The following is a 25,786-nucleotide window of genomic DNA, read 5'->3' as shown; positions in this document are numbered from 1 at the left end:
TCTCTTAACTGCTGACACTCGCCTGTTTCTCACTTTGCTGAGTGGCACGAGCCGTTGCACTTCCGGGACGATTCATCAACCAGATCAGAACCGGGCTGGCAATAAAGATCGAACTGTAAGTACCAACAAACACACCAAGCACCAGACAGTAAGCAAACCCATGAATTCCCTCACCCCCGATAGCATACAGGATCAAGACTACAATCAGAGTCGTGATCGATGTCAGCAAGGTTCGTGAAAGTGTCTGATTCAAACTCTCATTGACCATCGTAGAAGTCAGGGCAGGGTTTTTGCCACGCACTTCGCGAATTCGGTCGAAGACAACAATCGTGTCATTCAAAGAATAACCGACAATTGTCAGGAAGGCTGCGATCATCGGCAGGTTGATCTTAAAGTCATTCAGCCCCAGCACAGGTCCCAAAGCGGTATTGCTTAAGTAGGCGCCCAAAGCAACCAGACCTAACACCACAAGTACGTCGTGAACCAGGGCAGCAACGGCTGCCAGACCAAAGGTAATTCTCTGGAATCGGAACCAGACGTAAGCCACAATCGCGATTAAACTGATCAACATGGCCATCAAGGCAGATTCCTGCATTTCACTGGCGACCGAACTATCGAAGCTGTTGACTTCGTCCAGAATTGCCGTTGTTGCCATAACCTCTTGCATATCCGTGAGTGCCGTTTTCAGATCATCCGCCAGCAAATCCGGACCAGCCTGGGCATTCATCTTTTTAAACCGTTTCACTTCTGCAGCCGCATCTTCGCCCTTTTCATCAGAGATTCCCGTCAACCGAATTTCAGGAACACGTTCGTATTTTGGTGTTCCATCTGTATTTTCGATCGCGGCAACGGCTTCTTTGAGATAATTATCGATAGTGGAAGGCTTGACTTCACCACTGAAGGTCAACTCGACTTCCGTACCAGCCGGAGTATTTTCACTCCCTTCCAACTGCTTGACCTCACCGAAACTCATTGTTACTTTTCGCAGATTATGATCTGCATCATCAAAAGCATTATTCAGATTCTTACGAATCGTCTTTGTTGCTTCCGCTTTGCCTTCTCCTGCATCAGCGTCATTCATTGTAGTTCGCAGGCGGAAAAATCGCCCTTCAGAGGCAGGATCATTGGAAAGCTGAAGTTGTTCAAGAGTTAAACTATTCCCGAATTCAGCCTGCAGCAGTCCACGAATGTCATCGATGTTCTGCTTTTCTTCGAATTCGAATGTCACCATCGTTCCACCGGTGAAATCAATATCCAGATTATCTTCACCACGTGTAATGACAACACCCATTCCGATCACAATCAGTGCAATCGAGAATACAGCAGCAAGCGATTTTTTGCCGATGAAATCGATGCTGGTACTGCCGACGATACTCATCATTTTCAGGTCGCTGATCCAGCGTTTCCGTTCGAAAATATCAAAAATGATACGTCCGACATACAATGCGGTAAACATACTCATCACAATCCCGATAAAGAGCGTGACAGCAAACCCACGTACCTGATCGGTCCCGATAATATATAACACAACGGCGACAATCAGTGTTGTCAGGTTGGCGTCGACAATCGTCGTGAAGGCTCGTGAAAAGCCGTTGTTAATAGCCATCCTTAAACTGGAGCCACGCGCTTTCTCTTCCCGAATTCGTTCGAAAATCAGCACATTCGCATCTACGGCCATACCAATGGTTAATACCAAACCGGCCAAACCAGGCAGGGTAAATGTCGCATTAATAAACGACATCGTTCCCATCACCAGCAATAAGTTCAATGTCAAACAGATATTGGCAACCAGGCCGGAAAAACGATAGTAAATCAGCATGAACAGAATGACGGCGATCGCCGCAATGATGATCGCCCGCTTTCCTTTTTCCTGAACATCACTTCCCAGCAGAGGGCTGATAGAGAATTCAGAAACGGGCTCTGGTTTCAAGGGAACTTCTAATGCTCCGGCATTCAATACATTTAACAGGTTAGAAATCTCTTTCTGTGTAAACCGTCCTGTAATTTGTCCCTCGGTACTAATGGTCGTAATTAAACGTGGTGCGGAATGAACTTTGCCATCCAGTAAGACAGCCAAGTGCCGATGAAAGCCGTCTTTACTGGGTCGGTTTTTCGATGTGAGCTGACTGAACAGTGTTCCGCCACGAGCGTTAAAGGTAAAAGCTACAGCAGGAGAGCCGTTCTGGTCTGTTGACTGTCGGGCACGTACCAGGTATTTCCCGGTCACGCGTCGCTCTGGATTCGGTTCAATAATCACCAGAACCTCTTCACCCTGGGTTCCGTCTTCGCGTGTGAAAGGGCGTGATACCATTTGGTCATCGGTATAAGATTCATCGCCATTCACTTCACGCCAACTGGCAATGACACGACCTTCGCCGTCCCGAATATCTTTCCCCGGGCTCTCCAAAGCACGATTAACAATTGTAGCATGATCGCGGCGATTCGCTACAATATCAAATTCCAGACTTCCCAATCGGGTAATTAAAGACTTGATGCGTTGAACATCATCACTGTCTGCTCCGGGAACGATGACTTCGATCCGGTTTTGTCCGACTTTACGAACGGTGACTTCTTCCGTTCCGGAAGGATTGATTCGGCGGCCAATTGCTCCGACCATCTGATCCATCACTTCGTTGGAAAGCTCTTTTTCACTTCGGCCTTCATCCACTTCGAATACCATGTTCGAACCACCGGCCAGGTCAATCCCGAGACGAATGGCATTGCGCCAGTCGTGCCCATTGGCAATCTGCCAGGCAAAGGGGGTCGAGGCAATCATGGCAGTGAATAACACCAGACCAATTTTGCGTGAAAAGTCCTTGAGCTTGAGAGCCCGAGCAATCAGGCCTCCTAGAAGGAACGGCAATACAAATACGACAAAAAGAACGAGTAAGATACCCCACCCGGATACTTGTGATGTCGTCTTTTCAGTCACTTCTGCGGCGAGCAACGTTGCTGAGTGGAAATCAATCCCTGTCATTCAATTAGTCCCAATACTATTCTGTTTGTATGGGCCGATTCATTCGGCAATGAAGATTTAAACTGACACATTGGTGCCAGATACTGATTCTCAAAGAATTTTTAGAAACTAGCTGGTCGATTCTTTGGTTTCTACCTGATAGAGCCCCTGAATGGCACTCCGTCGCATTTTAATTCGCGTGTTATCATCGATTTTCAAAGTCACTTCCTGCTCTTTTTCCGAGATATTCGCAATCGTGCCAATGATTCCGCCGATGGTCACGACGCGATCATTTTTTTTGAGTTCGCCAAGCGCTTTCTCACGACGCGCCCGTTCTTTTTGCTGGGGGCGAAACATGATAAAATAAAAGAAAATGACGATCGCAATGATCGGCAGAAATTGAAAAATCGGTGAAGGGGCAGGCCCCTCTTTCACAGGTGCTTCTTCAGCAAAGAAATAGATTGTAGTCAATAGAATGTTCATGAAAATCTTTTCCAAGGGCTGTAAAGCCATCCCCTTAAAGTAATAATTTCTAACTACTTAGGAGAACTAGATTCTTGATTACGCGTGCCCGTATATAGAAGCAATTCTACATCGAAAGACTGAGTAAACGAATCTGAATTGGCCCAAACCTAAACAATTTCAGGAGTTATCAAACGATCTTGTAAGCTGTATCTTAGAAAGATGCGTTCCAACGGGCAAGGTGAACCGCCCTAAACTCCTCAACTTGATCGTTGAGGATCGCCTGGCGCAAGTCTCTCAACAATTTTTGATAAAAGGCAATGTTGTGCAGAGAAATCAAAATCGGTCCCAGCATCTCTCTCGACATGAATAAATGCCGTAAATAAGCCCGACTATAGTCCCGTGACCCCGGTGAATCACATTCAGGATCCAGCGGATTCGGATCTCTGGCATGCTTTTGATTACGTAAATTCACGCGGCCTTGACTGGTAAAAGCCATCCCATTTCGCCCATTTCGGGTCGGCATCACACAATCAAACAAGTCAACGCCTCGGATAATTGCTTCGATCAGATCGGAAGGGCGGCCCACGCCCATCAAATACCGGGGTTTCTCTACTGGCAACATGGGAGCTGTAAAGTCCAACGTAGAGTACATATCCTCAGGCTTTTCCCCCACACTCAAACCACCTATCGCGTATCCCGGAAATTCCAGAGGCAGCAAGCCCTTTGCAGAGCGTTCGCGCATCTTTTGATCAGTTCCTCCCTGAACGATCCCAAACAGCGCCTGATCATCCCGTTTCTGGGCGTCCCGGCAGCGAGCCGCCCAGTTGGTGGTCCGATCAACGGCATCCTTCATTTTTTCCAGTGGCACATCATGCGGCGGACACTCATCCAGACACATTATGCAATCCGCCCCTAGTTGCTCCTGAATCTTCACTGCCTTTTCGGGGGACAATTCAAATAAACTGCCATCGATATGAGAACGAAATACAACCTGTTCGTCATCCATCTTAGTCAACTGTGCCAGACTGAAGACCTGAAAACCACCGCTGTCGGTCAGAATCGGCCCGTCCCAGTTCATGAATCTGTGCAGCCCGCCCAGCTCTTCGACAATTTCCGCTCCGGGACGAAGCGCCAAATGATAGGTATTTGCTAAAACCTGCTGGGTTCCCACCTGCTTGAGCTGCTCCGGCAGCAACCCTTTCACCGAGGCCAAAGTTCCAACAGGCATAAAAGCAGGGGTCTCCACGATTCCATGCGGCGTATGCCAGCGTCCGACACGTGCTCCGGTTTTAGAATCGGTATGGATCAGTTCAAATTGAAAATGAGACACTTTAACTTTCTCTTCAGAAGAATATTTTGTTTATCGTTATTCAAAAGATGCGGAACCCAGCGATTCAGACATGCTTCAATGCATCGTTGATTATCCCCAGATACCAGAAAGCGATCCGGAAGACAACGAAGATGATAAATGCAGCGACCAGTGCCCAGATCAACCAGCCAAGTACCGCAGCTAATGTCGCCAGACTCCGTTGGGCATCTTCCTGAAAACGCGGGCTCAATCGTTCCAGAGTTTCTGGTACGGTCCCTGAAGTCTCTCCCACATCCACCATATGAATATATTCTTCTGGAAACAGATGCGTTTCCGCTAAGGCCTCGGTAAGGTGCTCCCCATCGTTGACTGCGCCATTGACCTGGGGAATCTCAGCGATAAATGCCCCGTTTCCCGTTGCTTTCAGACTGGCGTCCAGCGAATCAAGAATATTCATACCCGCTTGCTGAGTCAGTGCAAATGCCCAGGAAAACCGGGCAATCGCAAACGATCGCATACAGCCGCCAATAACAGGGATTCTCAGAAACAGACGGTGAAAATAGCGTTTCCCGCCGAACAAGCGATCCACTAACTGATAGGTAACAAACAACACAAAAATCGAACCAAACGTACACGTCAGCCAGATCATCGCACCACTCGGCCCGGAAAGCCCCAGCCCCAACACATCAATCGGCTGCCCGCCCTGTCCGCTGGCGATCAGGCCCAAAACAAGGATCATCAAAGCGATCACCAGAATCGCCACAATAAACTGAAAGACAGGCCAGGCTATGAGCCGCACAAAGTTTTTCCGCATTTGCATGAGATGCTCATAGTGATCTGCCAGCGCCTTCAGGACTTCGGGCAAACCACCACTTTGTTCTGCCACACTGATCATATTTACCAGCAGTTCAGGATAGAACGATCCCTGTTTGCGCATGGCTGAAGTGACATCATTCCCGGATTTTAATTCGACGGTGATCTCTCGCACGGATTGCTGCATGCGATGATCCCCCATCTTTTTCCCGGCTAACTGAAATGCTTTGGTAATCGAAACTCCCGATTCCAGCATCGTGCTCAATGATCGGCAAAACAGCGATAATGATTTCAGTGAAGCGCGTGCTCTAAACATGAAAACAACTTTCAGGGATTCGTTAAGAAACAGACAGAATGTCGAAGAAAATCTTGAGATACTGTTCATTATTGCGAATTACGGTATATCTGAGAGTGACAATCTCTTCCACATTGCGAAAAAAAAGAAAATTTGTCAGAGTGAACCCTCGGTAGACCGGATTTGTTTAGTTTTATCGATCTTTGGAAAGATGCTTGATGGATTTTTTGCAATTGGCTGGAAAACGGATTCTGATTTTTGGAGTCGCCAACCGAAAAAGTGTTGCCTACCAGAGCGGCAAGGTGCTGGAAGAAGCAGGGGCGGAAGTCATTTATGTCGTTCGTTCGGAAGCACGCCGCGATTCATTAGCCAAGCTGTTAAAACACGCCCCGATTTTTATCTGCGATGTAGAACATCAGCAGGAAATTGACCAGTTAGCTGTAGATATCAGTCAACAATACGACACGATTCATGGCTTGGTGCATTCGATCGCTTTTGCTGACTATTCCGCGGGCTGGCTTCCGTTCCATCAAACGCCGCGTGCTGCATTCCTGCAGGCAGTCGATATTTCCTGCTTCTCATTGACGGCACTATCAAATGCATTCAGCAAACTTCTTGATCCAGAGCAGGGGAGTGTGGTCACGATTTCCATCTCCACCACCCGCATGGCAGCCGAAAACTATGGCTATATGGCTCCCGTGAAAGCCGCGCTGGACTCCTCGGTCTGCTTTCTTGCCAAATCGTTTTCCAACTTCTCTAAAGTCCGGTTTAATGCCGTCTGTCCCGGCCTGCTGAAAACGTCTGCCTCTGCCGGCATCCCCGGATATGTTGACAGCTACCTGTTTGCAGAAAAGGCGACGCTTCGCAAGGAAGCGGTCCAGACCAGGGAAGTCGCTGATACTGTCGCATTTTTACTCAGCCCCCGCTCATCGGGCATCAACTCTCAGGGAATTGTCATTGATGCGGGAATGGGAACTAATTATTTCGACAAAGAAATCGTATCAGAGCAAACATAGTCCTGGAAAAGAAAAAGCCGACTGAAACACATCCCGTCGGCTTTTCTTGTTCACATCACTGGCAGACCTGTCGAGCCACAGTAATGTTTTCAATGATTCGTTTTTGAGTTAAGGCTTCTTTTTCCCTTTACCACCTTTAGTACCTTTTCCAGCTCCCTTCTTGACGCGATTCTTCATCATTTCTGCTCTGGCAGCTTTACGCTCTTCTTCATTCAGCTTGCCATCACCGTCTTTATCAAACTTCTTAATCATTTCTTCCCGGTTAAATCCAGGACGGCGCCCCTGGCCCAAAGTCTTGCGTGCTTCCTGGCGTTCCGCTTCGCTTAACTTTCCGTCGCCATCTTTGTCAAACTTTTTGATCATTTCTTCGCGGCTCATCCGAGGTCCCCGCTGACCCATTTTTGCTCTCGCAGCTTGAGCCGCTTTTCGTTCGGTTTCGTCTAACTTCCCGTCGCCATTCTTATCGAATTTTTTAAGGAATTCTTCCCGGTTAAAGCCTGGACGGCCTTTCCCACCAGCCCCCTTGGGACCATTTCCTTTGGGTCGTGCTGCTCTTGCTGCTGCACGCTCCGATTCACTCAACTTACCATCTCCGTCTTTATCAAACTTCTTGAGAATTTCTTCACGATTCGGCCGTTGTCCTTTTTTCCCCTCCTCAGCCTGGGTGACTGAATTTCCAGAAAAAACAGCCGCTCCCAATACAAATGCTGATACTCCTAACAGGCTTACTTTCATCAAGACTACTCCTCATGCATTAAAAAAGAACAGGAACTTATTCCTGCAACTGATTGACTTCACACTAAATCTAACTCATCCGGAAATATTTGGTTTCGCGTTTTCTCAAAAAATTAAACCTGGTGCGCTATTTTCCAACACGAAATTCCTGTGAAGGGAGCTCCCAATCACAATATTCGCTGTTCAAGCTGATCTTGCTTCAATTCCGCCTCTAAGATTATGATGCGTCACCAGTTGGCTCCGCCTGTTCAAATAAACCCTGATCCCTGGACAACAAACAATTCCGATGAGTTCGCAGCATACCTTATCTCAATTGAATCAGATTGAAGCCAAACGGATTTGTCTCATTAAACCCAGTGCACTGGGTGATGTCGTGCAGACGCTCCCCATCCTGCCAGTCCTTCGAGAACGCTTTCCAGACTCTGAAATCTCGTGGATCATTCGAGACAGCTTTGCCAATCTTCTGGAAGGGCACCCACACATCAACCACATCATTCCATTCAGTCGACGCTCTTCTGCGCGGTACTGGTGGAATTTTCTGAAAGATTTGAATCAGCGAAAATTCGATCTTGTTCTTGATCTGCAAGGATTACTCAGAACCGGCATCATGACAACGGCAACACGTGCCCCATGGCGAATCGGCATTGAAGCCGCACGTGAAGGGTCGCATCTGGCGTACAACTTGACCATTCCTGATACCGGGCGACTGGTCCCCGCCTATTTGAAATATTGGCGCGTCGCAGATGCCCTGGGACTGGGAGAAACTCAAAGACAAACTGATATCGCTCTAAGTAAAGAAGATATGAACTGGGCAAAAAGCAAACTCACTCCTCAGGAAAACAGGACGCCCACTCTAGCAATTCATGCGGGCGCCCAATGGATTACCAAGCGCTGGCCGCCCGAAAGTTTTGCCGCTGTCGGTGCAAAAGCAATCCGCCACTTCCGCTGCAATATCGTCTTGGTGGGAACCGCGGATGAGCGTCCTTTGACCAATCATATCCAACAATTGTTGCATAAGTTCGTGCCCACGGGCAATGTACTCAATCTGGCTGGTGAAACAACCCTCAAACAGCTGGCCGCAGTGCTCATCGAATCAGACTTTCTACTGACCAATGATTCCGGCCCCATGCATCTTGCTGCAGGGCTGGGAACCCCCGTTACAGGCATCTTCACCTGTACCAGTTCGCTTCGTTCGGGACCTCCAGGAGAGCAGCACGAACTCGTTTCTACCAATGTTGACTGCGCAGCCAGCTACCAGAAACGTTGTCCCAAGCGTGGACCACAAAATTTGTGCTGCATGGAAGAGCTGGAAATCGGCCGCGTCTGGCAAGCTTTATTTCGCCTGATTTCCAGACAAACAACACAGAGAACCGGGAAAGCAGCGTAAGACTGTTTTTAAGGCCGCCGCAATTCATAATAACGGCTCAAGACACGAACACGATATATCTGGAAGGCGGTAATCATCCCCAGAATCGCCAGAACCATCCCATAAATCACGGGATACTGCCACAGCCCGGTTAATTCCGGCCTCACCAACACGAGTACCGCAAATGCAAGCAGGGATAATACAGTCGTGAAATACACGAGCCTCACATAAAAAAACAGTCCTGCGGAAACAATCAGCATCGGGTAACCAATCAATAAAATGCCAATGGGAGAGTCTGCTAGAATTAATAACCCCGTTAACAATGAAACATCGGCAGCCACCCAACAATAGCGCACTTTTTCCTGGTTCCTGAAATGATCCATGCACCACTGAAAAAACAGCGCCAGAATTCCCCACAAGCTAAAGAGGGTCATGATCTTAAGATGATAATTGAAATCGACGCCTTGCGTTGAGTATACCGTCTGAATAACACCCGTTGAGAGCACAATCGCAGACAGACGAGAAACCAAAGCCGGCTGCCTGCGAAACCAGCGTTGAAACGCATGACGAAATCCGGCTGGTTGTGCAAGAACCGGTTCTCCGGCAATAAAACGCTCCAGATCCTCGGCCAGAGCCAAAGCGGACTGATAGCGCAGCTCCGGATCTTTTTCCAGGCATTTGAGACAGATCAGTTCCAATGGATGGGGGATCTCTGGATTGAGCGAATGAGGCAGGGGGGGTTCGCCTTCAATTACGGACACCAGTGACTCTAATGGGCTATTCTGTTTGAACGGTGAAACGCCTGTTAGAAGTTCATACAGAATAATCCCCAGACAAAAGACGTCGCTACGAACCGAAATATCGTCTAACTGTCCCGCTGCCTGTTCAGGCGACATATAGCCGGGCGTTCCCACGATCGTCCCACTTTGTGTGTGTGCATCCTGATGGACTGCATCAAACACTTTCGCCAGACCAAAATCGGTGACATAAGCCATCCCGTTTTCATCAATCAGAATATTTGACGGCTTTAAATCACGATGAATAATTTCTTTAGAATGCAGATACTCAACAGCCTTGGAAACCTGCTGTAATAGAGAGGCCACCTGAATAAAATCAACCTGAGGCGCCTCTGAAAACGTTTGCGGCCCCGAGTTTGCTAATGAGCCGCCAGAAATGTAATCCATCGTGAAATAATGCTGGCCCAGATACTGGCCCACTTCATGGATCGAAACAATATTTGAATGCTGCAATCGCCCCACGGCCTGGGCTTCCAGATAGAACCGACGCACTTCTTCTTCGGATGCAAACTGATTACTTAAGATCGTCTTTAAGGCAACAATCCGGTTAAGGTCTTTCTGACGTGCTTTATAAACCACCCCCATTCCACCCCGGCCGAGTTCTTCCAGCAACTCATAGTTCCCGAATTCAGGAGTCTGCTTAGCCTCAGACTGCTTGAATGGAGTGCCCGGAACCAGCTGTGTGACATCATCTGGTCCCAGAGAACGCGTTTCTTGAGTTGCGTTTTCGGTATCTGGCGCCAATCGTTCCAGTGAATCCAGACAGGCCATCAGATTTTTCAGTTCGGGATTCACTGAGCGTAACCCGTGACAACTTTCCTGGTCGCTATTCTGTAAGTAATCGAGATACTGATTCAAAACTTCGATCACTAACTCTGACTGATCCTCCTGCTTGCCTGTCACCGGTATTCCTGCTCTCTCTGTTTCTGCATGCTGAAAATATTCAGTAGTTCAATTCACTTGATGAATTCACACATGTTGCATCAATTCCTGCAACTGATTTAAGGCTCTCAACCACAGCATCTGAGCTGCGCCCGGGCTCCGATCCATGCGTTCAGCGACTTCTTTAAATGAGAGCCGTTGCAGATTTCGTAACATAATCACTTCCTGATAATCAGCGGGAAGCTGTGCGACTGCCTCTGCCATCAAAATTTCCTGCTCTCGGTTCAACAGAATGCGGCTGGGAGTCTCGGTCTGATCTCTCAAGTCCCAATTAAGAGGCGTTGATGCAGCAGAATTTCCTCCCGCCTGATTGATCGAGAATTCCCGTTTCACATCGCGTTTGGCAGCGCCCTGGTACTTTCTGGCAAAATCCATTGTGTTGTGATTTAAAATCCCCCGAAGCCAACCCAACCACTCAGCTTCTGTCTGGCCTTTGAAATTCTCAAATCCCTGATGCGCTTCCAGTAATGTCTGTTGGACCAGATCTGATGCATCAAACTTAGTACGCATCCAGCCTTCGATTTGAGCGCGGGCGATAATTGAGACATAATTGCGGCATTTTTGCAGCAATTCGTTCTCTGCAGCACGGTCCCCTGATCGGGCTCGTTCTATCAGTGCTTCAAACTGTGATTCAGACATAGTTGCGCCTCGGAGCCGGTCTTATCTGCGAGTTTACTGCGGCGGATCACAAACGAATTCAACTGAAAAAGACAACGACGAACTTCGACCGCTTATCGTTTTTTATATTTGTTGCTAGCCTCTTTGAGTAGCGCCCGCTCCTGTTCAGTCAGACTGGCTTCTCCTTCGCGGCTGATTTTTTCCAGTATCGCATCCACTTTCTCGTCCAACCCAGCCTTGGACATTTTTGCGTCAGGCTCGGAATAGACACGCAGTTTTTTACTCCTGGCTGAGCGGTTTAGTTTAAAACGATTCCACTTCTGTTGAAAGTTTCCCGTCAGATGCCAGCCAAAATACTTATACCCGATACCAAATGCGGCGCCTCCCAGGTGTGCAAAGTGAGCGACACCGTCAGTCTGAGGATTAATAAATCCGAACACATCAACGGCAGCGTAAAGCACAGCCAACCAGCGCAATTCAATCGGCAAGATGAACATCAGCAGTACGGTCATCCGGGGAAAGATCATTGCAGTAAGAAACACGACTGACATGACGCCGCCAGAAGCGCCGATTACTGGATTGGGGCTGATGGCAACATGACAGAGACCACTGATCACGATCCCCACAATATAAAATGCGAGAAACTCCCGTGAACCCAGAATTGGCTCGACCGAACGACCAAACATCCAGAGCACAAACATATTAAAGAAGATATGTCCCAGCGAAGCTGGAGAGTGACAAAAGCCGTAAGTCACGAATCGCCAGATCTGAAAGGAACTGTCCCGGTTTAATGCCAGAAAATTAAGAATCGAGGGAGACGATATCTCCAGTAGAAATACCGCGACATTGGCGATGATCAGATACTTGATGGCCCAACCACCAGAGGGCCTTCTGAAAGAACCGTAACTTCCCCCACCACTTTCATGCCGCAGGTAATCCCGGCTCTCAATCCCCATTGCCAACCTATCCTTGCTTGTCTTTTTGTAATCAGGGGCGTTCTGAGAGTCTACGCCCGCCTTCCATGCGAATCAAAAGCTGCTACTCAAAAACTCATGAACCTGCTGGGGTCTGCTTCGGCAGTTGTTTGGTCAACTTACTGACTTCCTGCACCAGTTCGAGTTGTTTTTGATAGACATTCAACAAATCACGTCGTAAACGATCTGTTTCCTGGAACTCCTGATTGCGCAATTGTTCTTCTTCTTCCAGACCGACAACCAGACCTTTTCGTAACTCGACTGGAAGAATCTCATCCTGTGGTGCATCCTCCGCACCAGTCAATTCCCCCACTCTGGCTTCTAATCGTTCCTGGGCTGACGCCAGCAATCGATTTAAATCCTGAATCCGGTCCTGCTTCCGCTTGAACTGCTGTTCGCGCTCTACCAGATTATCTCTCAATGTTCTAATCGTCGAAATATAGTTGGGTGGGACCAGTGCTCGCAAACGCCAGGTGCCATTCTTCCAATTCGCCACTTCACCTGCTCGAGGTGGATTCACTGCGATCAGTTGCGCGCCATTGGGCTGCAACGCATTCACACGAAAAGCCCCCACATAACTCACACCATTTGGTTTACTCTGATCGGGCTGAAAAGCAAATATAACCGGTTGTGCAGCCGGATCAGCTCCCTGCTGGGCAGCCCCCAATCCCTGGTTACCACCAATATTGACCTGAATTTCACCAGTCTGCTGATTGGCGACTGTGACATTCGCATCCCAATAACGGTCCCAGCCCAGCATCAGCCGGGTTAAATCGCCGCGAAGTGTTTTGTTTTCATCCTCTTTGTTTTCGAGTTCCGTCTCATTTTTTTGGATTTTCGACTTGTTATTTTCAACAGCTTTCAACCAACTGCCACGGACATCCAGCATCTTCGATGTCAGTAGAACAGCGCCTACAGCCACAAGAGCGACTACCCAAGCCAGGACAACTCCAGATTTATGCATCTTCTTTAAACCTTGATAGAATCGAACGAGCGCGTCTGCCTCGTTATCTACTATTTCGTATTAGGTAAACTTAATATCGTTATATTCTACGGGATTACTCAGGTTTGACTTTCAGGCTCTCCTGAGTCAGGAAGCATCGTCGGCAGCCTGTATTATTACATCGTCCCCAAAGGACTTTGAGAACGAAAATAAATCCAGCAGTATCAATTATTCGTGTAGATCCTGAATCAGACAAGCAAGTGTCACTACGAATGTGAATGAATATGAAGCAGGATAATAGTTTAATGATAAGTCCCCCTGTAAATCAGGGTCAAGCAGAAACCGCAATTATACACCTTAAGCTGACGGGATAATCGCTAAAACCGACAAATGTGAATCGAAAAACGGTTCAAATCAATGCCCGGAACAGACGCCCAGCAATAGGGGAACCAGTAAACCAGTCACGATTCTGATTGAAAACCCAAACTTTCTGTCCCTGGATTCCGTGCATTTTCCGGCCAGATAACTTATAAAACATGCAGATTCATTATGGATCTGGAAGAATCGAGTCAATAAATTCGCCTCGAATTTTCTGCTTGAGTCTGACCAAACGCGCATCTCAATTTTGATTGATTCCCCTAGCGCGAACCTTTCTGTAAATTTGTCATCATTAATTATAGTTCATCAAGGGACACGACAATGTCGACGGTCACTGTAAAACGATCTGATCTCAAAGCTGGCGAAGTTTTATGCAGTTATTGCACAGCACGTTGTTGTCGCTATTTTGCCTTGCCAATCGAAACCCCGGAAACCTGGGAGGATTTCGATCATATGCGATGGTATATCATGCACGGCCATTGTGCCATTTTTGTTGATGAAGATACCTGGTTCCTGATGGTGTATGGCGACTGCAAATACCTGCTGCCCGATTACCGTTGTGGTAACTATGAAGATCGCCCCAAGATCTGCCGTTCTTACACAACAGATGACTGTGAATATGACAATGATGGCACTTATGATCGTCTCTTCGAAACTCCGGAACAAATCTGGGAATATGCCCACGCTGTTCTACCACCGAAAAAGAAGAAACGAAAGAAGGCTGAGACAGAAACGGCCACACAAAAACTACCAGTTGTACATATTTAGCACTCTGCTTGAATAACTCCTCACATCTAAAATCTGAAAACAATATAGAGATCACTTTCGATCCAAGCCGGTACCCACTGTGAAAAAAACATTAATTGAGCCACGGACACTCAAAGGATTTCGGGACTATCTGCCTGCAGCCATGATTCCCCGGGAACAACTGATCGAGACTGCTAAGTCAGTCTATCGCAGCTATGGCTTTCGTCCCATCGATACACCCGCACTGGAATACACTGAGATTTTAACCGGAAAAGGGGGAGAAGAGTCGGACAAGCAGATGTTTCGCTTCGAACAAGGTGGTCGTGATGTCGCGATGCGATTTGACCTGACCGTCCCCTTTGCCCGTTTTGCTGCGCAGAACATCAATGAGCTGGGAACTCCGTTTAAACGCTATCACGTCGGAACCGTCTGGCGCGGCGAGCGACCACAAAAAGGACGCTACCGTGAATTCATGCAATGTGACTTCGATACCATCGGCACGACTTCCAACTCAGCTGATATAGAGACGCTGTTTATCATTCACGATCTGATGGTCAAGATTGGTTTTACCGAATTCAAAATCCGCATCAATAACCGCATGATTCTGAATGGACTGCTGGAAATTCTGGAACTGCAGCCTCAATCAGCGAACGTTTTAAGAGCGCTGGATAAACTTCCCAAAATCGGCCCGGAAGCGGTCATCAAAGAAATGCAGGAGCAGGGGGGGCTGACGCAACAACAAGCAGAAAAAATCATCTCGCTGACGACCGTTCAAGGTGCGACATCCGAAATTCTGGATTCTCTAGAACAGCAACTTACCGGAAATGCGTGTGGTGAGCAGGGTGTCCAGTATCTTCGGGAAATCTTCACAGCAACAGAAAGAGCAGGCATTCCCAGCGATCGGGTTGTACTGGACCCTTCGATTGCACGCGGACTCGATTATTATACCGGCACCATTTACGAAACATTTCTGGACCAGTTACCAAACATAGGAAGTGTCTGCTCAGGCGGCCGCTACGATAATCTGGCCGAGCTGTTCACGACGCAACAATTACCGGGCGTCGGCGCCAGCCTGGGACTGGACCGTTTACTGGCAGCAATGCAGGAACTCAACATGCTGCCGGATATCTCGACTCCGGCTCCTATTCTGGTGACTCAAATGGACGCGGCTTATACGCCGGAATACCTCAGACTGGCCCGGGAACTGCGCCTGAACGGATTCAATGTGGAAGTCTATCCTGACACCAAAGCGATCAAAAAACAGTTCAAATATGCTAATCGGCACGGATTCCAGATCGTGATTATCGCAGGAACGGATGAATTTGAAGACCAGGTTTGGCAAGTCAAAGAACTGCAGAAAGGTACTCAAACCGCTGTCAAAGAAGGAGAATTAACCGAATTCGTCCGTGGACTGCTCGAATAACATCTCTTCCTCGAATCCCCACATTCTAACGCTGGATGCCTGAAACCCCGCAGCCACTATAGACATTTACAGTAGAACCCCATACCATTTACATAAGATCAGTTCTCATCTTGTGAATTCATGGGGAGATATTCGGCTCATGGTCATCCGCCGCAACCATTACGACGCCGCGTTTGAAGACTATCTTCGTGCAGCAAAAGCCCCTTATGTGGCAGTTGACGAGAAACGCCGAGCTCTGGCGCAAAACGCCTCCATCAAATCGCTCGACTTTATTGTCTACTCGCAGCAAGGTCCCAACCTGCTGGTGGATGTCAAAGGCAGAACAGAAATCTCTCCCGACCAGCGACAGAGTCGCCGCTGGGAGAACTGGGCTACCATTGAAGATATCCAGGGGCTCCAGCAATGGCAGGAGTTATTCGGGGAAGGCTTCATCTCGGCTTTAGTCTTTGCCTATCAACTCCCGCCGAATTCCATGTCGAACAATCTGGAAACCCTGTTCCCCTACAAAGGGAGCCTGTATGCGTTTTATGTAGTGAAAATCGATGAATACCGTTTGAAAATGCGATCGCGGTCCCACAGCTGGCGAACCGTCTTTCTGCACCAGCAGGATTTTCACGAAATGCGACAACCTGTAGATGCGATCATTCAATGCTGAAATAGAATACAACCATGACACCTGAAATGATCTTCATTGAGGTAGAATCACTATTTTTTCATCCAGGTTTCCATCAGGAATCGGCTTTTCCTGATGCAGTTTGTGAGTCAGGCTGATACAATAAGCCAATTGAAAACTTTTTGTTCTTTCTCTGCTTTTAGATTTAAACGACTATGAAGCGATCTCCAAACATATTCAGAATCTTGACTGGTTTCGTATCAGTTTTCGGAGCATTACTCGTCTCTGTGACCACGTCACTGGCACAAGAGGGCGAACAAAAAAGTGGCTTGGTGCAACAGTCGCAAACTTCAATTTTCGAATACATTCTGGTAGCGGTGTTATTTGGCTTAGCTTTATTTGCCATCTGTCGAACCAGTCATCGTTCCTGAGCACTTTCCTTCTCTCCCTTCCTATGCAACTTTTAAGTTCTAATGCGACCAAAGCTTTCGGTAACTGAGCGTTTTCCCCGCAGGGTCGTGATTACGGGCATCGGTTTAATCACCCCTTATGCAACAAGCCGAGAAGCTTCCTGGCAGAAATTGCTTACCGGGCAATCGGCAACCTGCCTGCTGGATGACTTGTCTCGCCAGTTAAATCGTCCTGTAGCAGGAGGCGTCATCCCAAACAGGCAACTTTCATCGTCCTCTCTGTCGGATCAATTTCCACTTCAACAAGAGCCGTCAATCACATTAGCCTTGAATGCAACCGCAGAAGCAATTCGGGATGCGGGGCTCGATATGAATCAGCTTCCCCGGGAAACAGCAGGCTGCGTCATCGGCTCCAGCAAGGGAGGAATGGCTGGTTTTGCACAAATCTCTGAACTATCGCGGATGAACCAGGAACAGGCTGCTCACGTTCCCTCCATGCTCTGGCATCAATGTTATCCCAGTGCTGCCAGCCACTCTATTGCGGCACAATACAATTTACAAGGTGCTGCACTCTCTCCAGTCTCAGCCTGTGCAACTGGATTTTCCAGTATCATGCGCGCGGCTGATTTAATTCGCGAAGGAGTCTGTGAAACCGTTTTCGCTGGTAGTGCAGATGCGTCTCTGCTGCCGTCTGTCATTGGCTCTTTCCAACGTATGGGAGTTCTGGCGACTGACTTTGAAACTGCCGGCTCAGCCTGCCGTCCCTATGATCGAAAACGCAAAGGATTTGTCGTCGGCGAAGGAGCTGGAATTCTAGTCCTGGAATCGCTGGAACAGGCACTAAAGCGAAACGCGATCCCGTATGCAGAATGGCTAACCGGGAGCCTTGGCTCTGACTCGACTCACTTAATGCAATTTGACCCGACAGCACAAAGCCTGTCCCGCTTGATTACCAATACGCTCAACCGATCTCAGGTCACTCCCGCCGAACTAGATTACATCAATCTGCACGGCACTGGAACCCAGATCAATGATCTCTATGAAACTCGCGCGATCCAAAATTCACTGGGGCCTGATTCAAACAGAGTCCATTGCTCAAGTTTAAAAGGGGGAATGGGACACTTACTCGGAGCAGCTGGAAGTGTGGAACTCGGTTTTACCCTGTTGGCGATGCGCGATAATCTGGTTCCGCCAACAATCAATCTTCAAGCCCCCGATCCTGAATGCACTCTCAATTATACGCCACTGAAACCGGTTTCCCACGAGATCAAAACCGCGCTAAAGCTGTCGTTTGGTTTTGGAGGACACCTCGTCGCCGGACTGATCCGCAAATGGGATTCCACGATCTGAAACGATTGACTATTGCACAAACCGGGCTGATTTGGCAAATTCGCGAAACTCTTTTTCTGCTTTTAACAACTGCTCACGTGGGCCTGTAAGTTTGAGATAAAAATCGCGAGGACTGCGCGGGATTGCAACACCAATCATTCGCATACCGGATGCCACACTGGAATTGATGGCAGGTCCAGAATCAAAAGTGCCTCTCAGATCAAGCCAGATGGCATCGACATGATCCACACGAATCGTTTCCTGCAGGGGGGCTTCTCCAGGTGGCAACTGAAACTGCCCCTTCCATCTTTGAAGATTCGCATCAATTCCACCTCCCACAGAGGAAAGAGTCAACTTCACGTCATCTCCTGCCTGAGGAATCTGAAAGCTGGCGGAAATCATTCCCTGTTGTGCCGGCGTTAATGCCACTTGCTTCCATCCCACAGGTACATGAAACTGAATCCCGTCAAACTCTTTGACTCCGGATCCTTGCTGACCTTCCTGATCGGACAATGCATTTTCAATATGCAGCGGTTCTGCTTCCGGGATAGGTAAATCGGTATTCGATCCACCTTCTTTTGAACCACAGCCATGAAAACTGACTGCGCAAAGAAGTACAATTATAGAGTAAAAAGATGGCCGCTGTTGAATCATTGCCTGCCTCAGCGACACCCTGTATTGGGAATCGCACCGTTTGAGAAGAAAATAACCGTTTCAAGGCGTTATTTTATCAATTCCGGCTATTCTCAACCAGAGCTGCCGCATCATCGTTATACTTTTGAGAAAGCTGGATGATTTCATCTCGAATCTCAAAATAGGCATCGATGACATCCGAATCCCACTGGAAACCTTTGCCTTCACGGAAAATGATTTCCAATCGCTCCAGAGGCATACCGTTTCGGTAAGGACGATCACTGCCCATCGCATCGTAAGCATCGGCTACAGCAATAATCCGCGCCATCAAAGGGATATCCGTTCCTTTGAGTCGATCGGGATACCCCAACCCATCAATTTGCTCATGGTGATTTCGGATCCCTGGCAAAATATTCTTTAGCTTTTTGATTCCGGAAAGAATCTTATATCCGATCATCGGGTGCTTCTGAATTTGAGCAAATTCTTCGTCAGTTAATTTCCCTTCTTTCCTGAGGATTCCATCATCGACTCCGATCTTACCAATATCATGCAACAGCCCCGAAAGATAGATATTCTGTAAGAACTCCCCGGAATACCCTAACTGCTTGGCGAGTTTTTGTGCGATCAGAGCCACCCGTTCACTGTGACCCCGTGTGTAAGGATCCTTCGCATCCAGCGTCGAGATGAACGACTTGACAAAACTCAACATCAACTCTTCCTGCTGAGCATAAAGGTCAATATTACGCAGGTGAGTGCCTAAAAAAGAAGCCACAGAATTCAGCAGGCTGGCCTGAATTGTCCCGTATTCCTCGCTTTTCAGTAAATTACAGCTGAGAATCCAGCCGTAGGAATTGAAACCGTCTGAAATGGGAACAAGCACCAGATTATGCAGATCAGGAAATTCGAGTGACAGCAATGAACTTTCTACCTGATTAATCACAAGTGGCTGATTCCAGTTGAATCCGTCAAACTGTGCGACGAGTCGGGCCAGAGTCACTTCATCAAAGCCAGATGTACTATCTGACATAAACTGAGACGTATTTCCCTGACCTTCAAACCAGATAATATTGGTTTCCGCTTCAATCAGAGTCCCGATCCGATCAAGACACAATTTTCCCAGTTGTTCCGGACTTTCGGAAATCTTGAGGTGCTGGGCCACTTCATGCAGCAGACTGATTTCTTCAAATGTCTCATCCAGACACTCTGATAGATTATCCACTTCCTCATTCAAAACAGTAAGTTGCTGTTCTTCTTCAATGTGAAGCAGTGCCAGACTTAATAACGCATGCAGCGATTTCGTATCCAGGACTCTTTGATTTTCCAGCCAGGCATCCAGTTCCTCAGCTGCCCACTCTCGTTGAACTGCCGTCAGAACCATCTCGGTTAGTTTGCGTTTCTCTTTAGAAAACACAAAGCCGGCTGCTGTAATTTTATGGGCTTCATCTTCGACAAGCGGGAGTAAAAAGTGCGTCACTCCATTCGTGTTTTCGATTAACGTTAAGCCATCAACATGCTGTATTTCGTTGAGAATATCGACCGGAAAGAAGGGGAGTGACTGCGCATTTGTTTTGTCCAGAACGATTCCATTATTAGAATCGAAACAAAACAGTGTCAGACCAGTCAATTCCGCAATGTGTCTCATGCGTCGGATTGCAAGATCGATCTTTGCATCTTGATGCAAGTCCAGATCCCATTCGCCACCACATTTACTGAAGTTCGATAACTTCTTTAATGAGTCCGTTGTTCCTAATGCCATAAGTCTCTTCTCTACTTTCTAAAGGAATATTCCCAATGAAAAGTTAGTTCGTAGACTACAGCTCGCAAATCAGTTTTAACAACCGGACGTCAAATACCTTAACAGTCAAGAAAACAAGGACTTTTATGCTAAAACCGAGTTGAAACAGAGGAAAGAGACGGTTTTCTGTTCGAATAGTGAACAACAAATTGGTTAGGCAATTCTAGACCAGCTACGCGTGGCCTTTCTTGTGTAAGTTGTATGGTCAACGAATCATCCTATACACATAAGATATTGATAAACAGGCACTTAACACAGAACGTTCATCTCGCCTTTCAAACACAACTTTAAAAGCAATTGATAGAACGTGTTCACCTCTTTGCGGCTCAGCTCCATTTAATTTTCACTACGGAAGGTCGGGTTTTGACGGTTGCAGAAAAGAAACCGGATCTGCCCCCTCTCAGGTAAAATGATTACCCAATATGCAAAAACCATCATTATGAATGCGCAGATGATGGACAGAACGTTGAGAGGCTGGGAAGGCAGGGGGGTGAGTTGATTCTGAAAATACCGATTTTAGGGATCAGAATCGCTTTTACGATATCTGGCACTCACTTGATTCAACTGCTGTCGTTCTTTGGGTGTCAAAGACTCTAAACCAAACTCGTGAACCTTATGCAGCAATAAATCCAGTTGCTTTTCGGCGTCCCGATTCTTCTCTCGCTCCCGAATTTGTTTTTGAAGTTTCCGCTTTTCTCGCCATTGCTGGAAAAATCCAGCCTGTTTCTCAACCAGTTGGCTGCTGGATCGCTCTAGACTGGTATACCCCTGTGAGAAATCATAACCGAAGATGGAATCATCAAATGAATCTTCTCGATGAGCTGATGTAAACTCAATTAAATTGAGCATCAGTAACAACGCGCTAAAAAAGACCACCCACACACTGGAACTACACAAACCAATGACCATTCCCAGACCGCCAATCCAGAAACTGACATTGAACAGAATCATGTGTACGACGGTTTCATCAAAACGACGCGAGAGAATTATTTGCAGTACTTTGCCACCATCCAGCGGCAAGATGGGGATCAGGTTAATCAATAAAAGTAGCCAGTTCATGTTGAAAATCATCAATAAAACGGCCTGCCCCAGATTATTGCTAAGGTCAACAGCGGGTAACTTGATTGGATTCAAAGACTCTGACAGATGTCCTGACCAGATGACGGCAGGGATCGTAATGGCACAGAGCAGCAGGTTGACAGCAGGCCCCCCCAGAACGGTCATCACCCTGGCAGAGACAGAACGTCCCGGACTACAGGGAACGAGACCGCCTAAAGGCCATAGCACAATCTGATCTGCTTCTCCGCCTCCCATACGGCAAGCGACGACATGTCCCATTTCATGTAGAAAAACGCTTAAAAAGAGGATGCAAAATAAGAGAATCCCCAGCCCTAATGAGTAATGCGCCCAGAAAACCAGCAGTAATACTGGCAGAAAGATACTGACACGGACCTGGGTCAGGAACCAGGTTCCGATTGGGAATGACCAGTGCAATGGGTTCGAACGACTCATTTTACGAAGACCTGAAGAATTTAGTCACTGAAAAACCTGAGAGACTGCCTGATTCCAGCTTGGTCCAGAACACAAAGCGACTCCCAAGTTGCGGGTCCTGCTCACACCTGTATGTTATACACTGGAGAAACCATTGGCAATTCTACTCTTTTGCACTTAAGAAATCATACTCAATTCAACCCGCTAAAACATCCCCAAAAGTTTTTTCTCACCAATCCCTACGGCAATTTTTGTCAGAATTTCCCATTCCGGATCTCCTGACTGATGAACGCAATTCGTCGAAATGGCCAAGACTCCCACTACCTGGTCGCCTTCTAAGACAGGAACCGCGTAAGATTGCTGAGCACCAAACTTTTGGAGCCATTCCGAAGAGCCTTGAAGCCCGGATTCCTCTCCTCGCAACGTGCCAATCGCTGGAGTTCGCTCTACAATGGCCTTCACAATCCCTAAACCGGTATTTTGCAAAGATACTTCCCGGGTAAAGGATGCAAATTGTTTACTTACCTGTTCATCCATTTCGGGGACAGCTCGAAATCCAACCTGAATCAGTTTCCCTGTTTCACACCGCCATAGCCCGATGGCCCTACCGCCTAAATCTCCCATAATTCGGTCTAAAACAGGAGAAATAGTTTCTCTCTCTTGTAAAAACTTTTCGAGCTGGGCCAGGATTTCTTTCACTTGTTGCGTGTCTGCCACCGATCTACTCCAATCCATTGATCTTCAGTTTGATTCCAATTTTACCAGTTCACAAGTCTCTCAACCCACGTTAGCTACCTAAATTAAAGGCATCTGCAAGCAAGCAAATGAGATCCTTTGACCTGATATGCCAGATGCTATATATAGATAATCCTTGAAGGGAACGTTATCTACCGTATACAATGGGTTTACCTCACTATTTTCGAGACAGTGAAATCAAAACTCATTTCTGCGCGTGATCATACAAATACGGTACTCACAATCCAATCGATCATATTTGTGATTCGTACACATTCAATCTCTCTGAAAACTACAATATATCGGACGACTGATTATGGATCTTCCAACTTGCCCAGCTTGCGGAGCGTCAGTTCTTGATGAGGACGCAACAGAATGCCCCTTCTGCGGTGCGTCAATGTCTGCATCTTCTTCTCGAAAACCTGCTGCCGGGAAGAATCCTCCTTCTAAAGACGCTCCGGAACAGAAACCACAACTCACGAAACGCCCGAAAAGGGAAACCGTTTCTGATGATGACCCCTTTGAACTGGAACGTCAAAAACAGTCTGGCAAAGCGATCCCATTGTTACGTAAACCAGTGAAAGGGAAAATGTTTCGGGTCGTGTGTCCCATGTGTGACACTCCAGGCTTCTCTTCCTCCAAGGTGGTCGGAAAAGAAGTCAAATGCCGTAACCCGGAATGCCTGGCCCCGATCTTTTTAGTTCCCGACACGGAAGCCAAGGAACAAAAAAAGGCTGAGCAAGATAAACCACAGGAAAAGAGAAAATCAAAACTGCCTCTAATCATAGTGCTCGTCGTCGTCATCGCAGGTTTGGGCGGCGGCTACTATAAATTAACCCGGGTCCCGGATGGTTCAGATCTGGCAAAACCATTTGATCTACCAGCAATTTCCGACGCATCAAAAACAGGATTCCAGCGTGACCAGGATCAGCCAAAAGTCAATCCTCTGGATAAGAACTCCCAGGAGAGTCAGAAAACACCCAGCAAAAACAAAGTCTCTCCTCTCTCCACCGACACAGTTCAAAAAGAGGCACTCGAAGCAATTGTTGAGCTTTCACGTTCCAGAGAAAACCGCAGCAAACCGTTCAGCCGCCGCCTGGCTGCTGAGGCCTATGCAATGACAGGTGATATCGAATCCTCGCGGGAACAGATTGATCGAATTGATGCAGTCAGTCCACCACTCCCTTTCTATAAACTATTTCCCCTGATCAAAATTGGCTGGATTCAGTTAAAGCAGAAATCTGGGCCAGAATTGAAAGAAACTCTGGATCAGACGATTCAACTTTCAAAACAAATTCCTGAATTTGGCGGGCGCGATTCCCTCGACCTGATCGCTCGTCTGGCAGCATTTTGGGTCGCAGCAGGCAAAGAAAATCTGGCAGTCGATTTGATTAACAAATATCAGGCTGAAAACAATCTCGCACAGCTCTCCGCCTCACTGCAGATTGCTCATGAAACTACTCAATATGATTTTGAGTCAATGATCGATCTACATCACCGCTGGGATTCACCCCAGTGGGTTGCGACAACATTGCTTCTGATTGCTCATGGCTATCCAGAAGAAGCCTTGAATTGGGCAGCTTCAGCCTCAGATTCAATGGAACGAACAGAAGCAGTCACTCAATGGTCACTTGCAGAGATTGAACAGTCTGTCAGACAGAAGCAGAAACCGGAAATCACAAGTATTCAAACTGCAGAAAAGAAGTTGTCCCCCACCGGCAACGCTTTGATGTATGCCCGTTGTGCCAGAAAACTGATTTCCCTGAAACAATCGGAAACAGCTCGTAGTTTCCTGACCAAAGCAATCTCGTTTTTATCAGACAAACCAGTTCCCAATCCGATCACATTGGGTAATATCAAAGCGATCAGCGAAATGACGTTACCGGTTGCAGCACCACTGGAATTACTGGCTCAGGCCTACCTTCAAATCGCTTGCGCTGAATCGGAGCTGGGTGAATCAGCAGAAGCAGTCAAATTTCTAAATAATACCGTGCAGACAATTCGTGCCATCGCCCCCAGTATGGCTGAGGTCCAAGCCAAAAATAATGAAGCATCCAACTTTAATTTCCAGGAACAAATTAAAGAAGCCCTGAATCTGGACTCGAGTGATCGTCTTCGCAGGGGAATTACTAACTATAAAAAGCAATTGCGAAACCTGAAGGCGGCTGCGGAAAACCGGGAGGCACTTTTAGTCAAACTGCTTTCACAAGCGGCTCGTTCCCAGCTAGCTGCACAAGTGTGGAAGATCGCCTCAAAAAGTCAACAGGCAACCAACGAAAACCTGAAAGACTCACTGCTGAAGACCAGTTTGCCAGCCGTCATCCTCGAATCTGTTGATCAAAAAAATAACGACCTGAAGACACAGATTAAAGCAACATTGAACCAATCGATCCCCGGATTATCAAAAGAGGATTCCTTAATTCAGCAGACAACTTTGCTGGTGAAGAATGGAAAACCGGAACAAGCCGCGTATGAAATTAACCAGTCAGATTTGAAAAAAGCATGGAAAGGACGGCTTTCCCTTAAATTGCTCTCCACTTTGTTGAATCAGTCTAAACTGGATCAGGCAATTCAGTTCACAACGGCGATCAAAGACCCCGTCTTACGGGAAGATATGCTGACTACCATTGGAGCTGTCTCTGCACTTCAAGGGGAAATCGCCACCGTGAATAAACTGCTGAAAAGCGCCCCCTATACTCCCACTGAAAGAATCTCAGGTTACCTGGGACTGATCAGTGGAATTCAGGCTGCTGAAAAAATAGAGCAGCCTGGTACAACTCCCTCAAAGGAACAACCCAAAAACCTGTAAGGTTCGCCCCAGATCGATTGTTCTGGATGTTAGACCCCAGTTCGCATTTTTTTTCAAATGGTGTTGAACATTCTTAATTATTCCCCGGAGTGTCCGCCGAATTTTTATTTTGTATTGGCTTAGGTATTCCAACCACGCGGAAGACATGTACAAACGGCACCTCTACCCCAGATCCGCCTATTCTACTTGATGTG

At 47.4% G+C, this 25,786-nt stretch carries 20 protein-coding genes; 7 read left to right on the top strand and 13 right to left on the bottom strand.

Annotated elements, in window-relative coordinates:
- Window positions 1-4 precede the first annotated feature (4 nt).
- The 4 genes from secD to Enr17x_RS12575 all read right to left on the bottom strand — a co-directional run bounded on the left by secD (window position 5) and on the right by Enr17x_RS12575 (window position 5,859).
- Window positions 5-2,977: a protein translocase subunit SecD gene (secD, locus tag Enr17x_RS12590; protein WP_145309208.1), complete on the bottom strand. Its 2,973-nt coding sequence runs from the start codon at window positions 2,975-2,977 to the stop codon at window positions 5-7.
- A 108-nt stretch (window positions 2,978-3,085) separates the two neighbouring features.
- The gene (yajC, locus tag Enr17x_RS12585) at window positions 3,086-3,439 is read right to left on the bottom strand and encodes a preprotein translocase subunit YajC (RefSeq protein WP_145309206.1); all 354 of its coding nucleotides are present in this window, start codon (window positions 3,437-3,439) and stop codon (window positions 3,086-3,088) included.
- 193 nt (window positions 3,440-3,632) lie between these two features.
- A complete protein-coding gene (tgt, locus tag Enr17x_RS12580) occupies window positions 3,633-4,751 on the bottom strand; it encodes a tRNA guanosine(34) transglycosylase Tgt (RefSeq protein ID WP_145309204.1) in 1,119 nt (372 codons plus the stop codon).
- Between the two features lie 64 nt (window positions 4,752-4,815).
- Window positions 4,816-5,859, bottom strand: a complete 1,044-nt coding sequence (locus Enr17x_RS12575) for a type II secretion system F family protein (RefSeq protein ID WP_145309203.1) — start codon at window positions 5,857-5,859, stop codon at window positions 4,816-4,818.
- A 197-nt stretch (window positions 5,860-6,056) separates the two neighbouring features.
- On the opposite strand from Enr17x_RS12575, the gene Enr17x_RS12570 reads away from it, so the two are divergent.
- A complete protein-coding gene (locus Enr17x_RS12570; RefSeq protein ID WP_145309201.1) occupies window positions 6,057-6,854 on the top strand; it encodes an enoyl-ACP reductase FabI in 798 nt (265 codons plus the stop codon).
- A 108-nt stretch (window positions 6,855-6,962) separates the two neighbouring features.
- Here the strand turns inward: Enr17x_RS12570 and Enr17x_RS12565 are convergent, their stop codons facing one another.
- Window positions 6,963-7,589 (bottom strand): EF-hand domain-containing protein, encoded by a 627-nt coding sequence (locus Enr17x_RS12565; protein WP_145309199.1) that lies wholly within the window; start codon window positions 7,587-7,589, stop codon window positions 6,963-6,965.
- A 286-nt stretch (window positions 7,590-7,875) separates the two neighbouring features.
- Between Enr17x_RS12565 and Enr17x_RS12560 the strand changes: the two genes are divergently transcribed.
- Window positions 7,876-8,976: a glycosyltransferase family 9 protein gene (locus Enr17x_RS12560; RefSeq protein WP_145309197.1), complete on the top strand. Its 1,101-nt coding sequence runs from the start codon at window positions 7,876-7,878 to the stop codon at window positions 8,974-8,976.
- 8 nt (window positions 8,977-8,984) lie between these two features.
- Here Enr17x_RS12560 and Enr17x_RS12555 read toward each other — a convergent pair whose 3' ends face one another.
- From Enr17x_RS12555 to Enr17x_RS12540, 4 genes are all read right to left on the bottom strand, one after another.
- Complete coding sequence (locus Enr17x_RS12555; RefSeq protein ID WP_145309195.1) at window positions 8,985-10,655, bottom strand: serine/threonine protein kinase; 1,671 nt, start codon at window positions 10,653-10,655, stop codon at window positions 8,985-8,987.
- A 66-nt stretch (window positions 10,656-10,721) separates the two neighbouring features.
- A complete protein-coding gene (locus Enr17x_RS12550; RefSeq protein WP_145309193.1) occupies window positions 10,722-11,333 on the bottom strand; it encodes a sigma-70 family RNA polymerase sigma factor in 612 nt (203 codons plus the stop codon).
- A gap of 92 nt (window positions 11,334-11,425) precedes the next feature.
- Entirely contained in the window at window positions 11,426-12,268 is an 843-nt protein-coding gene (locus Enr17x_RS12545) for a rhomboid family intramembrane serine protease (protein WP_145309191.1), read from the bottom strand.
- A gap of 94 nt (window positions 12,269-12,362) precedes the next feature.
- Complete coding sequence (locus Enr17x_RS12540) at window positions 12,363-13,250, bottom strand: hypothetical protein (RefSeq protein ID WP_145309189.1); 888 nt, start codon at window positions 13,248-13,250, stop codon at window positions 12,363-12,365.
- Window positions 13,251-13,928: 678 nt separating this feature from the next.
- Between Enr17x_RS12540 and Enr17x_RS12535 the strand changes: the two genes are divergently transcribed.
- From Enr17x_RS12535 to Enr17x_RS12520, 4 genes are all read left to right on the top strand, one after another.
- Window positions 13,929-14,375, top strand: coding sequence for a YkgJ family cysteine cluster protein (locus Enr17x_RS12535; RefSeq protein WP_145309187.1), 447 nt, complete (start codon window positions 13,929-13,931; stop codon window positions 14,373-14,375).
- A gap of 79 nt (window positions 14,376-14,454) precedes the next feature.
- Complete coding sequence (hisS, locus tag Enr17x_RS12530) at window positions 14,455-15,777, top strand: histidine--tRNA ligase (RefSeq protein ID WP_145309185.1); 1,323 nt, start codon at window positions 14,455-14,457, stop codon at window positions 15,775-15,777.
- Between the two features lie 139 nt (window positions 15,778-15,916).
- Window positions 15,917-16,432 carry an HYExAFE family protein gene (locus Enr17x_RS12525; RefSeq protein ID WP_145309183.1) on the top strand — a complete coding sequence of 172 codons (516 nt, stop codon included), beginning with the start codon at window positions 15,917-15,919 and terminating at the stop codon, window positions 16,430-16,432.
- Between the two features lie 431 nt (window positions 16,433-16,863).
- Window positions 16,864-18,150 carry a beta-ketoacyl-[acyl-carrier-protein] synthase family protein gene (locus Enr17x_RS12520; protein WP_145309181.1) on the top strand — a complete coding sequence of 429 codons (1,287 nt, stop codon included), beginning with the start codon at window positions 16,864-16,866 and terminating at the stop codon, window positions 18,148-18,150.
- Window positions 18,151-18,159: 9 nt separating this feature from the next.
- Here the strand turns inward: Enr17x_RS12520 and Enr17x_RS12515 are convergent, their stop codons facing one another.
- The 4 genes from Enr17x_RS12515 to Enr17x_RS12500 all read right to left on the bottom strand — a co-directional run bounded on the left by Enr17x_RS12515 (window position 18,160) and on the right by Enr17x_RS12500 (window position 22,765).
- Window positions 18,160-18,783, bottom strand: a complete 624-nt coding sequence (locus tag Enr17x_RS12515) for a hypothetical protein (protein WP_145309180.1) — start codon at window positions 18,781-18,783, stop codon at window positions 18,160-18,162.
- Between the two features lie 76 nt (window positions 18,784-18,859).
- Window positions 18,860-20,518, bottom strand: coding sequence for an HD-GYP domain-containing protein (locus tag Enr17x_RS12510; protein ID WP_145309178.1), 1,659 nt, complete (start codon window positions 20,516-20,518; stop codon window positions 18,860-18,862).
- Between the two features lie 555 nt (window positions 20,519-21,073).
- Window positions 21,074-22,069, bottom strand: coding sequence for a M50 family metallopeptidase (locus Enr17x_RS12505; protein WP_145309177.1), 996 nt, complete (start codon window positions 22,067-22,069; stop codon window positions 21,074-21,076).
- Window positions 22,070-22,252: 183 nt separating this feature from the next.
- Window positions 22,253-22,765: a hypothetical protein gene (locus Enr17x_RS12500; protein ID WP_145309175.1), complete on the bottom strand. Its 513-nt coding sequence runs from the start codon at window positions 22,763-22,765 to the stop codon at window positions 22,253-22,255.
- A 415-nt stretch (window positions 22,766-23,180) separates the two neighbouring features.
- Here Enr17x_RS12500 and Enr17x_RS12495 point away from each other — a divergent pair, with 415 nt between their 5' ends.
- Entirely contained in the window at window positions 23,181-25,592 is a 2,412-nt protein-coding gene (locus Enr17x_RS12495) for a hypothetical protein (RefSeq protein ID WP_145309173.1), read from the top strand.
- Window positions 25,593-25,786 lie beyond the last annotated feature (194 nt).

The sequence above is a fragment of the Gimesia fumaroli genome, assembly GCF_007754425.1.
In the GTDB taxonomy this organism is placed as follows: Bacteria; Planctomycetota; Planctomycetia; order Planctomycetales; family Planctomycetaceae; genus Gimesia; species Gimesia fumaroli.
The sequence above is the reverse complement of the archived record's forward strand: the minus strand, read 5'-3'. Positions and strand labels throughout refer to the sequence as shown.

Coding starts and splice junctions, on each gene's coding strand:
- secD (WP_145309208.1), bottom strand. CDS start 2,977: ATGACAGGGATTGATTTCCACTCAGCAACGTTGCTCGCCGCAGAAGTG.
- yajC (WP_145309206.1), bottom strand. CDS start 3,439: ATGAACATTCTATTGACTACAATCTATTTCTTTGCTGAAGAAGCACCT.
- Enr17x_RS12575 (WP_145309203.1), bottom strand. CDS start 5,859: ATGTTTAGAGCACGCGCTTCACTGAAATCATTATCGCTGTTTTGCCGA.
- Enr17x_RS12570 (WP_145309201.1), top strand. CDS start 6,057: ATGGATTTTTTGCAATTGGCTGGAAAACGGATTCTGATTTTTGGAGTC.
- Enr17x_RS12565 (WP_145309199.1), bottom strand. CDS start 7,589: ATGAAAGTAAGCCTGTTAGGAGTATCAGCATTTGTATTGGGAGCGGCT.
- Enr17x_RS12560 (WP_145309197.1), top strand. CDS start 7,876: ATGAGTTCGCAGCATACCTTATCTCAATTGAATCAGATTGAAGCCAAA.
- Enr17x_RS12550 (WP_145309193.1), bottom strand. CDS start 11,333: ATGTCTGAATCACAGTTTGAAGCACTGATAGAACGAGCCCGATCAGGG.
- Enr17x_RS12545 (WP_145309191.1), bottom strand. CDS start 12,268: ATGGGGATTGAGAGCCGGGATTACCTGCGGCATGAAAGTGGTGGGGGA.
- Enr17x_RS12540 (WP_145309189.1), bottom strand. CDS start 13,250: ATGCATAAATCTGGAGTTGTCCTGGCTTGGGTAGTCGCTCTTGTGGCT.
- Enr17x_RS12535 (WP_145309187.1), top strand. CDS start 13,929: ATGTCGACGGTCACTGTAAAACGATCTGATCTCAAAGCTGGCGAAGTT.
- Enr17x_RS12525 (WP_145309183.1), top strand. CDS start 15,917: ATGGTCATCCGCCGCAACCATTACGACGCCGCGTTTGAAGACTATCTT.
- Enr17x_RS12520 (WP_145309181.1), top strand. CDS start 16,864: ATGCGACCAAAGCTTTCGGTAACTGAGCGTTTTCCCCGCAGGGTCGTG.
- Enr17x_RS12515 (WP_145309180.1), bottom strand. CDS start 18,783: ATGATTCAACAGCGGCCATCTTTTTACTCTATAATTGTACTTCTTTGC.
- Enr17x_RS12510 (WP_145309178.1), bottom strand. CDS start 20,518: ATGGCATTAGGAACAACGGACTCATTAAAGAAGTTATCGAACTTCAGT.
- Enr17x_RS12505 (WP_145309177.1), bottom strand. CDS start 22,069: ATGAGTCGTTCGAACCCATTGCACTGGTCATTCCCAATCGGAACCTGG.
- Enr17x_RS12495 (WP_145309173.1), top strand. CDS start 23,181: ATGTCTGCATCTTCTTCTCGAAAACCTGCTGCCGGGAAGAATCCTCCT.